Here is a 13,760-nt window from a genome sequence, read left to right on the forward strand (position 1 = left end):
AGTGACACGTCATCTAAACACGGTTTTATCCACAGAAACAGGAAAATCTGCCCACTGAAGTGGACAGACGTGGCTACTCCACCGTCGGGGTAGCAAAGAACACGGACAGACCAAGCGCACCCTCACCCGTGTGCACCGTGACCACTTCACCTAGGGGGTAAATGCCCACGGTGGAACCTTCCGGCAGAGCTTCTTCCAGCATGCTCTTGAGCGTCTCAGCACCTTCCCGGTCCCCGGCGTACTGCACGGCTGCATAGCCCGGCATTCCGTCCGCACGCTTAACAACATGCTCGACGAGTTTGCTAAAGGCCTTCTTCTGCGTACGCGTCTTAATAGCCAGCTCCAGTTTGCCGTCGTGCACGCGCAGGATCGGCTTTGTGGCTAGCAGGGCTGCGGACAACACCGCGGTCGTAGCGGAGATACGGCCGGATTTACGGATGTCATCGAGTTGGGAAAGGTACAACCACGTCTCCGACAGGGCAAGCGCACCTTTCGCAGCATTCACGCAGCCATCCACATCCGCACCGGCGCGCGCAAACGATGCGGCAACGATGGCCGCGAAACCCAGGGACATACCCACGGCGGAGGTGTCTACGACGCGCACGGTGTCGTCGAAAACTGCTGAAGCACTCACCGCAGCCGACCATGTGGCGGACAACCGCTTGGACAAGTGGAGTACAACAATGCCCTCATCGTTGCAGCGCTCCAGCTGGCGGGCGTACGCGGCGGCGAGCTCAATGGCACTCAACCCCGAGGTCCCCTGGGCCTCGCTTTTCTTGCCATCCGCCTCATCAGTGTCATCGCGTGTGACGTGAAGGTCCAGGACAGTAATGTCCAGTTCCTCTGCGACGTGCGGCGGGATTCCAGCGGAGCTGTCGGTGACAATACGAATGGTCATGGCGCACCCAGCCCCTGATTCCATGCCTCGAGGTACCACTGGGTTTTGCCCGGCGTGCCTTCAAATGCGGGACGCGCCAAAAGCTGCGAGGTATTTGTGTTGTGCAGGCCCTTGAGCAGCGGGTATTGCGCCTCATCCAACTCAAGCAAGTTCGAGGTCAATGCCGAAATCGTGCCGCCGTGCGCAACGAAGAGCACGGCGTTGTCATCCCAGTCGTCGAAATCGCGCATCAGCTTATCGACGACCGGCCTCGCCCTCTTCGCCACATCCAACCGCGATTCCCCACCCGGTGGCGCCCACGCCGGACTGTGGCGCCACGCCGCGCGCGCACCTGGGAACTCAGCGTCCACCTCCTGGTGGGTCATTCCCTGCCACGTACCCAAATGGGTTTCACGCAACCGCGGATCGAGTTCCACGTCCAAACGCAGTTCAGCGGCAATGATCTCCGCGGTCCGGCTGGCACGCCCCAAATCAGAGGAGATGATGCGGATAATCCCGTAATCTTTCGCCCATTGAGCAGCAGCGCGTGCCTGCGCGACCCCTGTCTCCGACAGCTCAGTATCGAGCTGCCCTTGCATACGACGGCCAGCGTTGTAGGTGGTCTGGCCGTGGCGCAGCATGATCAGTCGTCGCGTCATAGTGGTCATCCGTGGCTAGTCGTGTCTATTCGTCATCATTGCTGGGACCTTCACCCGCCAAAGGCAGGTCCTCGATGTTGTCCAGCGTGCGTACGTTGGCACCATCCGCACTCGTGGAAAATTCACCGGGGAGAACATACGGCTCTACGCCCTCCACCTCAATGCGCGGGCAGTCAGCGTAGAGGCGGTCTAGACCGTAAAATTCACGCTCGGCCTCGCGCTGAATGTGCACGACAAACAGGCCGTAGTCCAACAGGACCCAGCGGAATTCACGGTTTCCCTCACGGCGCTTTGGCTCAGCACCGGCCTTGGTCAACTGGTCTTCCACCTCTTCAACGATGGAGGCAACCTGGCGTTCATTATCAGCGGAGACAACCACGAAGATGTCGGTGATAGCCAAGACGTCAGAGACGTCGATCACGGCAATGTTGCTGCCAAGTTTCTCATCGGCAGCTTTAGCGGCGATGACGGCGAGGTCGCGGGCGGTGTCCGAAGCAGTCAAACTGGGGCAATCCTTTTCTTCAAAAACTTAAGGTTTAAGAGTTTCAACCGCCCTATACTCCCATGAAACACAGGGAATATGCCACTTATTGCCGGTACATGTTGTTTTTGGCGATGTACTGGACCACCCCATCCGGCACCAGGTACCACACGGGGCGACCGGCAGCGGCCCGCTCACGGCAGTTGGTGGAGGAGATCGCCATCGCCGGAATCTCAATCAAGTGGGTACGTTCTTGGTGCTCCACGGGCAGCATGTCTTCAGCGAGTTCATAACCCGGCCGGGTGACACCCACGAACTCCGCCAGCTCAAACATGGCTTCCCAGTCATGCCACGACATGATGGAGGCCAGTGCATCCGCACCGGTGATGAAGAACAGCTCGTCCTTCGGGTATTTTTTCCGCATGTCCCGGAGCGTGTCCACGGTGTAGGTGGCGCCCGGGCGGTCAATGTCTACGCGGGAGACATTGAAGCGGGGGTTGGAGGCGGTAGCAATCACCGTCATCAAATAGCGGTCTTCCGCATCCGAGACCTTCTTCCCCGCTTTCTGCCACGGCTGGCCCGTGGGAACAAAAACCACTTCATCCAGCTGGAAAATATCCGCTACTTCACTCGCGGCAACGAGGTGACCATTGTGGATGGGATCAAAAGTGCCACCCATGATGCCAATGCGACGGGGAGCGTAGTCAGACATGGCAGGTTGATCAGACATAGGTTCAAGCCCTAGTGGTTCCCCAGATGATCACCCGGCTGGAAGTACACCATCAACCGGCCTGTGGGGAACTGGTGGCGAAAGACTGCAGCGGCGGCAGCTACAGCTCCCGCAATGATCAGCAGTGGTGCGACCCAGGCGATCACGTTCCCAGCGGTCGTCGTTGAGGAGCCATCCGGCTTAGAGTTTGATCCTGGCTCAGGCTTTTGCGGGTCCTCTGCCCCACGGTCTGGGGGAGGAACCGGTAGATCCGGAATCTTGTCTACTCTCACATAGACACCGTTCATCAATACCCAAACCGCGCCACCCTTTTCGAACGCAGGCGGGCGCTCAACAGCATTCCAATCGCTTTCTGCGTTCATCTTAGTTTCCGTCTGCGCGCTGGCAACAGGTGTCACAGGTAGAAGCCCAAGCGTGGTTGCGAATGCCACTGCTGCAACAGCAACCGTCTTTATAGGGCGCATGACCTTTCCTTTACGTTCAAGTTGGCGGTGTAATTAGCCCACAACTCCAGCAAGTCGTGGACATTGCAACTAATGCCTCAATTACCGCTCATCATACTCACTCAATGTACGTATGACACATTGAGTGACCACGCACACACCATCATGGACGGGTCTGTCCCGTACCTTCAAGAATCCACTTCGTACTGGTCAATTCCGGCAGCGCCATCGGGCCACGTGCATGCAGTTTCTGGGTGGAAATACCAATCTCCGCACCCATCCCGTACTGCTCACCATCGGTGAATGCCGTCGATGCATTGAGCACCACCGCCGCTGCATCCACACGGTCCGCGAACTCCTGCAAGGTGTACGCATTGAGCGAGGCAATCGCCTCCGTGTGCCCCGACGAGTAGCGCGCGATGTGCGCGATCGCCCCGTCCACGCCATCGACGATGTCTACAGCGATGTCCATGGAGAGATACTCATCAGCCCAGTCAGCTTCGGTTGCGGCCTCCACGTTCTGCGCGCCAATCGCAGCAAGCTTATCGACGTCCCCGTGCACCCTCACCCCAACCCCCTGCAGCGTCTCCACCACGCGGAGCTGATCTGCGACGTCCAATCCGGCGTCGATAAGCGCAGTCTCCGTCGCATTGCACACCGAGCAGCGGCGGGTCTTGCCATTGAGAAGCATCTCAATCGCGGAATCCAGCTCCGCATCCCGGTCAATGTAGAAGTGGCAGTTACCCGTGCCGGTTTCGATGGCGGGGACGGTGGCGCCGGTCACGACTGCGTCGATAAGCCGTGCAGAACCACGAGGGATGACCACGTCGACGAGACCGCGCGCGGTGATGAGATCCTGCACGGAATCATGCGTCTCACACGGCAAGAGCTGAACAACTTCACGTGGCAGACCATGCGCCGCGACCACATCCTGGAGGATCTCCACGAGCTGCGCATTCGAGTGGCGCGCCGACTTGGAGCCACGCAGCAACGCCACGTTGCCGGATTTCAGAGCGAGGCCAAACGCATCAACCGTGACATTCGGGCGCGCCTCATAGACCATGCCCATCACGCCCAAGGGGACGCGGACCTGCTTCATCTTGATGCCATTCGGCATCACCGAACCACGCAGCACCTCCCCCACCGGGTCCTCGAGCGACGCCACCTGACGCAACCCCCCAGCAATCCCCTCCACGCGACCAGCGTCGAGCGCCAACCGGTCAATGAGGGAGTCGGACAGCCCCGCCTCACGCCCAGCAGCAATATCGCGCTCGTTCGCCGCGATGATTTCGTCCGTGCGCGCCACCAGCTCCTTGGCGGCGGCGAGAAGCACCTCATTCTTCGCCGACGTTGACAGCGTGGCCACCACCGGAGCCACGTCCTTGGCTACGTGCGCCTTGGCCAGAACCTCAGCGCGCTCTTCCTCACGGTCAGTGGCACGTGTTGCGTCAGTCATGAGGCCCGATCCTAGCGCCTAATACCCCTGCTCCACATCAACTTCGGTGGGCATTGCTTCCCCGCGCTGCAACGCCTCCCAATTTCGCAGGGTCAATCCACCGATGCGCTGCTTGCCAAAGCGCGGGGTGCCGGCCGTATGCGGTGTCATCAAACACCTGTCACAGTCCCACAACGGGTGATCGGCCGGTAGTGGCTCCGGGTCGGTCACATCCAACGCCGCACCCGCAATCGTGCCGTTGTTGAGTGCCTCCACCAGGTCGTCCGTGACCACCAATGGTCCGCGGGCCACATTGACCAGTACCGCGGTCTCCTTCATCTGCGCAAGCACATCCGCATTGACCAAACCGCGGGTGGATTCTGTCAGCGGGGCAAGCAGCACCACCACGTCCGCGCGGCCCCAGACGTTTTTGGACTCGATGTCCGCCATCGGGACTGTCTCATCCGCACCCTCCACTGGGCGGCCAGAACGGTTCACCGCGATCGTGTGCACGCCAAACGGGGCCATATAGGACAGCAGTTTCTTCCCAATTCCCCCTGCCCCCACAATCGCCACCGTCTTATCCTCCACCAGGTACTGCGTCTCATGCGCAATATCCCGCGTCGTCGACCCATCCCGCGTTACACGCCGGTACTGGTGCAACGCCCCCAACAAGAGGGCGAGGGTGGACTCGGCCACGTTGTCGTCGTAAAGCCCAGCAGCATTTGCCCACCGCAGACCTGAACGCTTGAGAATTCCGGCCTCATCGAGTGCATCAATGCCCGCCCAAGCGAACTGGACAAACTGCACTGACTCCGGAACCTCTTCCGGGAAGTCCTCTGCCCCACCGTGATAGATGAGCACATCCGGGTTCCCCTCAAGGGTCACATGTTCGTGCCCTTCCGCTTCCAATTCAGCGACGGTCTGGGTCCAGGGCCTTGGCAAAATTGCAAACTTCATGCCTTAGAGCCTAGAGGCATAATTGGACAAGTAGTCCGCGTGCACCACCGAACGACGCTGATGAGCCGGCAGCTCGTCCGTATGTTTGCCCAGCATGCCCGCCAATTCCGCTGAGCCGTAGGCAGTTTCTCCGCGGCCGATCGCTTGCCCATTCGGCCCCAGAATCTCCACGATATCCCCGGCGTGGAAGTCGCCCTCAGTATCCGTGATGCCCACCGCTAGAAGCGAGGTCCCGCCGCGCGTCACAGCCTGCACGGCACCTTCGTCGAGATACAGCGTGCCTTCTGCATCCGCCGCATACAGCGCCCAGAACTTCCACGCCGACAGCTTCGACTCCGGGCGCGTATGAAAGACGGTGCCCACCTGGGCATCCCCCAGCGCGTCCTCGATCTTCTCCGCCGACGTCAACAACACCGGCACACCACCACGAGTAGCCAAACGTGCCGCCGACACCTTCGAGGCCATACCACCGGTGCCAAAGCGCCCGCCATCGCCCGCGACGACCCCCTCCAAGTCCTTGCCACTACGCACCTCATCCACGAAGCGTGCGCCCGGGTCCGCCGGGTTCCGGTCGTACAAGCCATCCACATCAGACAGCAAAATCAGAGCATCAGCAGAAATAAGCGTGGCGACGATCGCCGACAACCTATCGTTATCCCCAAACCTCATCTCCGTGGTGGCCACCGTGTCATTCTCATTGACAATCGGGACCGAGCCCATCTGCCGCAACCGATCAATAGTGCGCTGTGCATTCCGGGCGCGCTCACGCACACCCGCATCAGACTGCGTCAACAACACCTGCCCAATCGCACGCCCATACCGGGCAAAAGACTGCCCCCAGGACTGCGCCAGGTGAATCTGGCCGACTGCGGCGGCCGCCTGCTTCGTGGCCAAGTCCTTTGGCCTGGCCTTAAGCCCCAAGGGCGCCATCCCCGCAGCAATAGCACCGGAAGACACCACGATCACGTCGCTGCCGCGCCCCATCCGCGCTTCCAACGCATCCACGATGCGGTCAATCTTGTCCTGCGACACCGCCGAGGATTCATCCACCAACGAACTCGTGCCCAGCTTGACCACAATCCGCTTCGCGCCCGCGATCTGTTCCCGAAGATCCATGCCTTATCCCTGCCAACGTTCGCGGTCGGCTTCCGTGCGATTGAGGAGGTCGTCGCCGAAATCGTATTCGTCGATAAGCCCCCTGCGCGCTTGCGACGCACGCTTGCGCTCCGCCGCGGACATACGATCCGTGCCCCCCAGACGCGCATCCTGGCCGCGACCCGCTGCCGTCGGGTCCCCGCCTATCGACGGCTCCCAATCAAACGAAATCTCCCCAATCGTCACGGTATCGCCCTCATGCGCGCCCAGCTTACGCAGCTGATCCTCCACGCCAGCCTTATTGAGGCGGTCGGAGAGATAACCCACCGCCTCATCATTTTCAAAGTCCGTCTGGCGGATCCACCGCTCCGCCTTCTCTCCCACGACCAACCAGCCGCCGGGGTATTCCGGATCCGGTATCACACTGACATCATCCCCACGATCCACTGCCTTTGGCCGAATAACCTGGCGCTCCGTCTGTTCCTTGACCTTCGGGCGAGCCTTACGAGCAGCCTTCACCACATCCCATAACGCCCACTTCAGCTCATCCAAGCCCGCACGGGTAGCGGTAGAAATCATGAAAATCGGCCAACCGAAGCGCTCCCTCAGGTCAGCTTCGAGGAACTCCGCCAGCTCCTTCGCCTCGGGAACGTCCACCTTGTTCAACACAATGATCCGGGGCCGCTCACGCAGATCACCCAAGCCGGTCTCATCCGCCTCGAGCTGCTCCGCGTAAGAATCCAGCTCCGCTTCCAAGGCCTCAATGTCCGACTGCGGGTCGCGGCCCGGCTCCATCGTCGCGCAATCCACCACGTGGACCAGCACAGCGGTGCGCTCAATATGCCGCAAAAAGTCCAGGCCAAGACCCTTGCCCTGGCTCGCGCCCGGGATCAGGCCCGGCACATCAGCGATAGTGAACGTGTCATGGCCCACGTCCACCACACCAAGGTTCGGCTGCAGGGTGGTGAACGGGTAGTCCGCAATCTTCGGCTTCGCTGCCGAGAGAACCGAGATGAGCGAAGACTTACCCGCCGACGGGAAGCCCACCAACCCCACGTCTGCCATGGACTTCAGCTCAAGGATCAGGTCATGCGCCTGACCAGCCTCGCCCTTCAGCGCAAAGCCGGGGGCCTTGCGCTTCGCTGTGGCCAGCGCCGCGTTGCCGAGGCCACCGAAGCCACCCTCAGCCGCGATAAAACGGGTGCCAGGTACGACCAGGTCAGCCAGGATCTCCCCATCCGCACTGCGCACCACTGTGCCGACGGGGACCTCCACCACTAGGTCCTCACCGCGCGCACCATTCCTGTGGTCACCTTCACCATTACCGCCGCGCTTCGCCTTCAAGTGCGGGCGGTACTGGAAGTCCAACAGCGTGTGCACCTGGGGTGAGACCACCAAGATGATGTCTCCACCGTGCCCACCGTTTCCCCCATCAGGGCCGCCCAACGGCTTGAACTTTTCACGGTGCACAGAGACACAGCCGTGGCCACCATCGCCGGCCTGCAAATGCAAGACAGCCTGATCAACGAACTGAGCCATGGTGGGTCTCCTCTCCTAGGGGTTCAGCGGTCGGGATCCGAACGGGTGGGGTTTAAACACGAAACTACCGGCGCCGGTGTAAAAAATGACACCCGGTCCTCGGGCCGAAAATAAACCTGCTGGTCAGGGATTTCTATCTCAGGGTAGTTACCGGGGAAATGTAAAATTTTACACAGCTTCCAGCCGGCAAAGGGCCACCCACGCCCCACCCACGCAAAAACGCGCCGGCAACCCCCACCCGGGGATCGCGGCGCGCTCTTCAAGCATGGCCGTGGGACTCAAGCGCCCCACGCTGGCTTACGCGGTAGCGGTCTTCTCCTCGACCACTGCGTCATCGACCAAGCCTGCCTCGTTAGCAGCCTCGATGACCTCGGAAGCGACGCCCTCGCCGTCAGCGGGGACGATGTTGACAATGCGACGCTTCTTCTTGATGCCGAACTGGACGGAGCCAGCTGCGAGCGCGAAGAGCGTGTCGTCGCCGCCACGGCCGACGTTGTCGCCCGGGTGGAACTTGGTGCCGCGCTGGCGAACGAGGATCTCGCCTGCCTTGACCTGCTGGCCGCCGAAGCGCTTCACACCGAGGCGCTTGGACTCAGAGTCGCGGCCGTTCGAGGTGCTGGATGCACCCTTCTTGGTTGCCATTGTGGTTCCTCTCTAAACGTCTCGGGTTACTTGATGCCGGTGATCTTGATGGTGGTCAGCTGCTGACGGTGGCCCTGACGTTTCTTGTAACCGGTCTTGTTCTTGTACTTCATGATGTTGATCTTCGGACCCTTGCCGTGCTCAACGATCTCAGCGGAAACGTTGACCTTGGCCAGGTCGTCGGAGGTGGCGGTTACCTTGGCACCGTCGACAAGCAGAACAGGGGTGAGCGCCACAGAATCGCCAGCTTCACCCTCGATCTTCTCGACCCGAACGAGGTCGCCTTCGGCAACCTTGTACTGCTTTCCGCCGGTCTTGACGATTGCGTACATAGCGGGTTACCCCTTTCTTCTTCTCGCACGGCGCCGGCATGCCACGGCACCACTGTCTACATTCTTGATTGTGTTTTGGGTTGTTAACGGCAGCCTCGCCCGCATGCTTAATCACGAAAGGCGCGCCCCAAAACAGCGACTGTCAAAGATTACACCGGCACCCCCGCAAAGACCAAACTGCTCTTATGCGTGAGCGCCGTGTGTCCGTTTCTAGGTGGTGCGCCTTCGCGTCGCGCGTCGTCGTCCGCGGGCGGGGGTGCGTGGCGCGGTCTCCTTCACCTCTTGCTGTTGCGTGGGCTCAGGTGTTCTTTGCACGCTTGTCGACGCCCTCCTCGTCGCACGCCTCCTCCCCCGACTGCCAGTACTACGGACAACGGGCGTCTTCTCTTCCGGAGCGGTCTCAATTGGCTTCTCCGCCGGTTCGGGCTTACCAGCGGGGGTTGTTTTATCGAAGTCTTCCCGGCGCGGACGGTGGTCAGACTTGGAGTTGCCGCGGGTCTTGCGCTTGCGGCGTGGGGAGTTCTCGAATTCTTCCAGTGCTTCTTCGTAGGTTTGAGAAGTGGTCTGGGCAGCTTCTTCCGGCACGGAGGCCTGCTGCTCCTTCTGCTGCCCCTCAGCGCGACCACGTCCACGACCGCTGCCACGGCGTCCACGACGGCGGGAGGAGCGGCGCTTGGGCTGCTCGACCGCGGAGTCGGTAGTGCCCTCAGCAGACACCACTGCATCGGCGAGGTCTTCGATGCTGGAGGATTCCTTGGTCTCCTCAACCTCATCGTGCGAATCTTCGCGCGCATTCATTGCCAGTGCGGTTGGGTGGCTGCCAGGATCCTGGGCCGGCTTACGGCGACGAGAGGAACGGCTACGGCCATGTTCCGAGCCAGAAGAGTCGGAGGGGTGGGTGGAGTCGGTGACGGGGTCGTCGGTAAGCACGATGCCCCGACCATCGCAGTGCTCGCACTTAGTGGAGAACGTTTCCACGAGCCCCGTGCCCAACCGTTTGCGCGTGAGCTGGACGAGGCCGAGCGAGGTGACCTCGGAGACCTGGTGGCGGGTGCGATCGCGACCGAGGGCTTCCTTGAGGCGGCGGAGGACGAGCTCCTGGTTTTCGGGGAGGATCATGTCGATGAAGTCGATGATGATCATGCCGCCGATGTCACGCAGGCGCAGTTGACGCACGATTTCTTCGGCGGCCTCCATGTTGTTGGAGGTCACCGTCTCCTCCAGCGAACCGCCAGAGCCCGTGAACTTGCCGGTGTTGACGTCAATGACGGTCATGGCTTCCGTACGGTCGATGACCAAAGTGCCACCAGACGGCAGCCAGACGGTGCGGGACAGGGCCTTCTGAATCTGCTCGTCGATGCGGTAAACCTCGAAGGCGTCCTTGCCGTCGTGCTCGCTGCGGTCGAACTTCTCCACACGGTCCAGCAGGTCCGGCGCGACAGACTGAACGTAATTATGCACGACGTTCCAGGACTTCTTGCCATCAACAACGAGGGCATCGAAGTCCTCATTGAACAAGTCACGCACGACCTTCACCAGGAGCTTCGGCTCCTCATACAGAGTGACTGGCTTCGCACCCGGGGAGTTCTTTTCCTTCTCCGCCTGCTCCTGGATGGCCTCCCACTGGGTGTGCAAGCGCTCAACATCGGCGCCGATGGCTTCCTCCGATGCGCCTTCCGCAGCGGTACGAATGATCGCGCCACCCTTACCCGGCACCACCTTGGCCAGGATGTCCTTGAGGCGCTTGCGCTCCGGGGCGGGCAGCTTGCGAGAAATGCCAGCGCTGCGACCACCCGGGACGTACACGAGGAAGCGGCCCGCAAGCGAAATCTGGGTGGTCAGGCGGGCACCCTTGTGTCCTACCGGATCCTTGGTCACCTGAACCAGCACCTGGTCGCCGGACTTCAGCGCCTGCTCAATGCGGCGGGAACGACCGCCCAGGCCAGCAGACTTCCAGTCCACCTCACCGGCGTACAGCACACCATTACGGCCCTGCCCGATGTCAATGAACGCGGCTTCCATGCTCGGTAGCACGTTTTGCACACGGCCGAGGTAGATGTTGCCAATCATGGAGGCACTCTCGTCCGAATCCACGAAGTGCTCGACCAGCAGGCCATCCTCTAGAACGCCGACCTGCGTCAGCTTGCCCGGACCATCATGGCGCGCACGTTCGCGCACAACCATAGTGCGTTCCACGGACTCGCGTCGCGCCAAAAACTCAGCCTGCGAGACAACGCGGGAACGCTTGCGTTCCTCCTCACGCCGCTCCGTGCGACGGCGACGCTGCGCCTCCAAGCGCGAAGAGCCCTTGATCGCCTTGGGTTCCTGAATCTGCCCCTCAGCAGGTTCTTGCTTTGCTTCTTGCTTTTCGACGCTCTCCTTCGCCCCACTGGCCGACCGCCGCACACGCCTGCGGGATGCACTCGGAGCCTTGAAGACCGGCGCGTACACCTCGGTGGCTTCTTCTACCTCCGCGGCGTGAGCTTCAACTTCGGCAGCTTCTTCAGCAGAGATCTCCTCGACGAGATCCTCAACGTCGATGGGTGCATCTTCAGAGTCTTCAGCCATGGTCTGCTCGAGATCCGCCTCGACCTTTTCCGTGATCTGATTGATCTCGTTTTCCACGTCCTTGCGCACGCGGTGGCGGATCTTCTCATCCGCCTCCTTCTCAGCGCTCTTCGTGTCAGCGCTGTCCTGCTGTGCAGAGGGGGTGGCAGGAGCCTGCTCCAGTGCATCCAGAAGTTGCTCGATTTCTGCACGCGTCAGCGTGGACTGCGCCACCTTGACCAGGCCCAGATCGCTCAGCGCAATGATCAGTTCTTTCGACTGCATCCCCAGAGTCTTCGCCAACGCGAACACGCGAGTCTTGTCCTGAATCTGGGAACGGTCCATCAACTGCTTTGAAGCAGCAGGCTGCTTCAAAGATTTCTTTACAGCCTTCTTGGCCGTCTTCTTCGCAGTTTTCTTCGCGGCTTTCTTCGCAGCAGTGGACTGCTTCGAAGCCCGACGACGTGGCTTGTCGGGGGTTGCAATGTCGTCCTTATCCGACACGGAAATCTCCTATTCAATTGACCGTGCAGGATACGTCCACGTTGACCAGCCGGGCGCTGGTGAAAAGAAAACCACCGCCGCCGCACAGCTGCGTGTCCACGCCCGCACGGTAGTACGAGTGTGTAAAAGCTTGACACCTATTGTGGCATAGCTTGTGCGGGGACGGTGGGAACGTCGATAAGCAAAGAGGGCTTAAGCCTGGAAACCGTGCCCAGCAACCCACGTGCGGGAGACCGCATGGCGCGTCTGCGCGGCGGGATCCTCCACGTTCGAGACACGGTAGAAATCCATGGTCACACGGCCCTTCTGCACGCGTGCGACACCGAAACCGTGGGAATCAAAGTCAACGTGGTTGACCCACGGGTTAGCCGAATACATGACACCTTCGACGAGGTGCGAGATCGGGTTGTCCTCCGGGGCGTAGGTCTTGGTATAGGTGGTCACGATCTCGTCCACATTCGGCGCCGAGATGGAGGTGCACACCATCTCCGCCCCGTTGTGCTGCACGGAATGCGCCCACTCGGAGTGGATATCACCCGTCAAGAACAGGGTGTGCGGTGTGGTCCCCTTCAGCAGGTTGGACAAACGTGCACGCTCCACGCGGTGGCACGCTGCATGCCAGAGCTAACGATGTTGGTGAACTCCCTATCCGTCGCAATTTCCCACTGCACATCCACATCAGCCCCGAGCCCCGAACCTGGCACTGCCTCCGGCGACACGGTGACACGAGTCCAAATAATCACCGAATTCGGAATCGGATCCCCCGAAGCCACACCGTGCATAAACGCGGCATACGGTGCCGGTGCCGGCTCTTGTGGCAAACGCGCAGAAGACAATGCCGACGAAGTAGAGGACAGCTGCGCCCGCGCGGGGACAGCCTGCGAGATTGCTGCCCCAGCAGCAACAGCAGCGGAGCTGGTGAGGGAACGGCGGCGAGGGAGATTCTTAGACATGCGCGTAAGTATTAGCCCTGCTAGCAGGCCCTGCAACCGGAAATGAGTTTTAGTTCAAAATTTCTTTTTTATGTCATGTTTGCGTAACCGAACAATAAAAATGTCCCCACCAGTTGGTGGGGACTGAAGCGTTATGGCGTGCTCCTAGAGGTTCGGGAACCAGATGGCAATCTCACGCTCAGCGGACTCTGGGGAATCCGAACCGTGAACGACATTCTCGCCGACGCTCAGAGCGAAGTCACCGCGAATGGTGCCAGGCGTTGCTGCCTCGACCGGGTGGGTGCCACCAGCCAGCTGACGCCACGCGGCGATAGCGGACTCGCCCTCAACGATGCCAGCCACCAACGGTGCGGAGGTGATGAAGTCAACGAGCTCACCGAAGAACGGCTTGTCCTTGTGTTCCTCGTAGTGCTTCTCAGCGGTTGCGCGATCAGCGGTGCGCAGATCCATCTCAACGAGCTTCAGGCCCTTGCGCTCGATGCGGGAAATGATCTCTCCCACGTGGCCGTTCTTAACGCCGTCCGGCTTAATCAGAATCAGTGTACGTTCAGTCATATTTCCAA

Annotated in this window: 15 protein-coding genes; all 15 read right to left on the bottom strand. The window is 60.6% G+C overall.

Features of this window, described 5'->3' with window-relative positions; all coding sequences use genetic code 11:
- Nucleotides 1–73: 73 nt before the first annotated feature.
- On the bottom strand, nt 74–898 hold the full coding sequence (locus tag QP994_RS01275) for a DegV family protein (RefSeq protein WP_284865084.1): 825 nt from the start codon (nt 896–898) through the stop codon (nt 74–76).
- The gene (locus QP994_RS01280) at nt 895–1,536 is read right to left on the bottom strand and encodes a histidine phosphatase family protein (protein WP_284865121.1); all 642 of its coding nucleotides are present in this window, start codon (nt 1,534–1,536) and stop codon (nt 895–897) included. Before QP994_RS01280 ends, QP994_RS01275 begins: the two co-directional genes overlap by 4 nt.
- Before the next feature lie 25 nt (nt 1,537–1,561).
- Nucleotides 1,562–2,038: a ribosome silencing factor gene (gene rsfS / locus QP994_RS01285; protein WP_284854297.1), complete on the bottom strand. Its 477-nt coding sequence runs from the start codon at nt 2,036–2,038 to the stop codon at nt 1,562–1,564.
- 85 nt (nt 2,039–2,123) lie between these two features.
- Nucleotides 2,124–2,747, bottom strand: coding sequence for a nicotinate-nucleotide adenylyltransferase (nadD, locus tag QP994_RS01290; protein WP_284865085.1), 624 nt, complete (start codon nt 2,745–2,747; stop codon nt 2,124–2,126).
- An 11-nt stretch (nt 2,748–2,758) separates the two neighbouring features.
- Nucleotides 2,759–3,019 carry a hypothetical protein gene (locus tag QP994_RS01295; RefSeq protein WP_284865086.1) on the bottom strand — a complete coding sequence of 87 codons (261 nt, stop codon included), beginning with the start codon at nt 3,017–3,019 and terminating at the stop codon, nt 2,759–2,761.
- Between the two features lie 334 nt (nt 3,020–3,353).
- On the bottom strand, nt 3,354–4,646 hold the full coding sequence (locus tag QP994_RS01300) for a glutamate-5-semialdehyde dehydrogenase (protein ID WP_284865087.1): 1,293 nt from the start codon (nt 4,644–4,646) through the stop codon (nt 3,354–3,356).
- A gap of 18 nt (nt 4,647–4,664) precedes the next feature.
- Nucleotides 4,665–5,585: a D-isomer specific 2-hydroxyacid dehydrogenase family protein gene (locus tag QP994_RS01305; protein ID WP_284865088.1), complete on the bottom strand. Its 921-nt coding sequence runs from the start codon at nt 5,583–5,585 to the stop codon at nt 4,665–4,667.
- A gap of 3 nt (nt 5,586–5,588) precedes the next feature.
- Nucleotides 5,589–6,701: a glutamate 5-kinase gene (proB, locus tag QP994_RS01310; protein WP_284854292.1), complete on the bottom strand. Its 1,113-nt coding sequence runs from the start codon at nt 6,699–6,701 to the stop codon at nt 5,589–5,591.
- Nucleotides 6,702–6,704: 3 nt separating this feature from the next.
- Nucleotides 6,705–8,219: a GTPase ObgE gene (gene obgE, locus QP994_RS01315; protein ID WP_284865089.1), complete on the bottom strand. Its 1,515-nt coding sequence runs from the start codon at nt 8,217–8,219 to the stop codon at nt 6,705–6,707.
- Between the two features lie 297 nt (nt 8,220–8,516).
- The gene (gene rpmA, locus QP994_RS01320; RefSeq protein ID WP_102723117.1) at nt 8,517–8,861 is read right to left on the bottom strand and encodes a 50S ribosomal protein L27; all 345 of its coding nucleotides are present in this window, start codon (nt 8,859–8,861) and stop codon (nt 8,517–8,519) included.
- Nucleotides 8,862–8,887: 26 nt separating this feature from the next.
- Entirely contained in the window at nt 8,888–9,193 is a 306-nt protein-coding gene (gene rplU / locus QP994_RS01325) for a 50S ribosomal protein L21 (RefSeq protein ID WP_284854290.1), read from the bottom strand.
- Nucleotides 9,194–9,403: 210 nt separating this feature from the next.
- Nucleotides 9,404–12,244, bottom strand: a complete 2,841-nt coding sequence (locus QP994_RS01330) for a translation initiation factor IF-2 N-terminal domain-containing protein (protein WP_502869987.1) — start codon at nt 12,242–12,244, stop codon at nt 9,404–9,406.
- Nucleotides 12,245–12,436: 192 nt separating this feature from the next.
- A complete protein-coding gene (locus QP994_RS01335) occupies nt 12,437–12,844 on the bottom strand; it encodes an alkaline phosphatase D family protein (protein ID WP_284865090.1) in 408 nt (135 codons plus the stop codon).
- Nucleotides 12,814–13,197, bottom strand: a complete 384-nt coding sequence (locus QP994_RS01340; RefSeq protein ID WP_284865091.1) for a PhoD-like phosphatase N-terminal domain-containing protein — start codon at nt 13,195–13,197, stop codon at nt 12,814–12,816. Before QP994_RS01340 ends, QP994_RS01335 begins: the two co-directional genes overlap by 31 nt.
- A gap of 144 nt (nt 13,198–13,341) precedes the next feature.
- Nucleotides 13,342–13,752 carry a nucleoside-diphosphate kinase gene (gene ndk, locus QP994_RS01345; protein WP_284854287.1) on the bottom strand — a complete coding sequence of 137 codons (411 nt, stop codon included), beginning with the start codon at nt 13,750–13,752 and terminating at the stop codon, nt 13,342–13,344.
- Nucleotides 13,753–13,760: the final 8 nt, after the last annotated feature.

It is taken from the genome of Corynebacterium sp. MSK044 (genome assembly GCF_030232825.1).
Classification (GTDB): Bacteria; Actinomycetota; Actinomycetes; order Mycobacteriales; family Mycobacteriaceae; genus Corynebacterium.

Bases quoted from the DNA above. Each gene is read 5' to 3' on its own strand.
- obgE (WP_284865089.1), bottom strand. From the start codon at position 8,219: ATGGCTCAGTTCGTTGATCAGGCTGTCTTGCATTTGCAGGCCGGCGAT.
- rplU (WP_284854290.1), bottom strand. From the start codon at position 9,193: ATGTACGCAATCGTCAAGACCGGCGGAAAGCAGTACAAGGTTGCCGAA.
- QP994_RS01300 (WP_284865087.1), bottom strand. From the start codon at position 4,646: ATGACTGACGCAACACGTGCCACTGACCGTGAGGAAGAGCGCGCTGAG.
- nadD (WP_284865085.1), bottom strand. From the start codon at position 2,747: ATGTCTGATCAACCTGCCATGTCTGACTACGCTCCCCGTCGCATTGGC.
- rpmA (WP_102723117.1), bottom strand. From the start codon at position 8,861: ATGGCAACCAAGAAGGGTGCATCCAGCACCTCGAACGGCCGCGACTCT.
- proB (WP_284854292.1), bottom strand. From the start codon at position 6,701: ATGGATCTTCGGGAACAGATCGCGGGCGCGAAGCGGATTGTGGTCAAG.
- QP994_RS01340 (WP_284865091.1), bottom strand. From the start codon at position 13,197: ATGTCTAAGAATCTCCCTCGCCGCCGTTCCCTCACCAGCTCCGCTGCT.
- QP994_RS01280 (WP_284865121.1), bottom strand. From the start codon at position 1,536: ATGACGCGACGACTGATCATGCTGCGCCACGGCCAGACCACCTACAAC.
- QP994_RS01275 (WP_284865084.1), bottom strand. From the start codon at position 898: ATGACCATTCGTATTGTCACCGACAGCTCCGCTGGAATCCCGCCGCAC.
- QP994_RS01305 (WP_284865088.1), bottom strand. From the start codon at position 5,585: ATGAAGTTTGCAATTTTGCCAAGGCCCTGGACCCAGACCGTCGCTGAA.
- ndk (WP_284854287.1), bottom strand. From the start codon at position 13,752: ATGACTGAACGTACACTGATTCTGATTAAGCCGGACGGCGTTAAGAAC.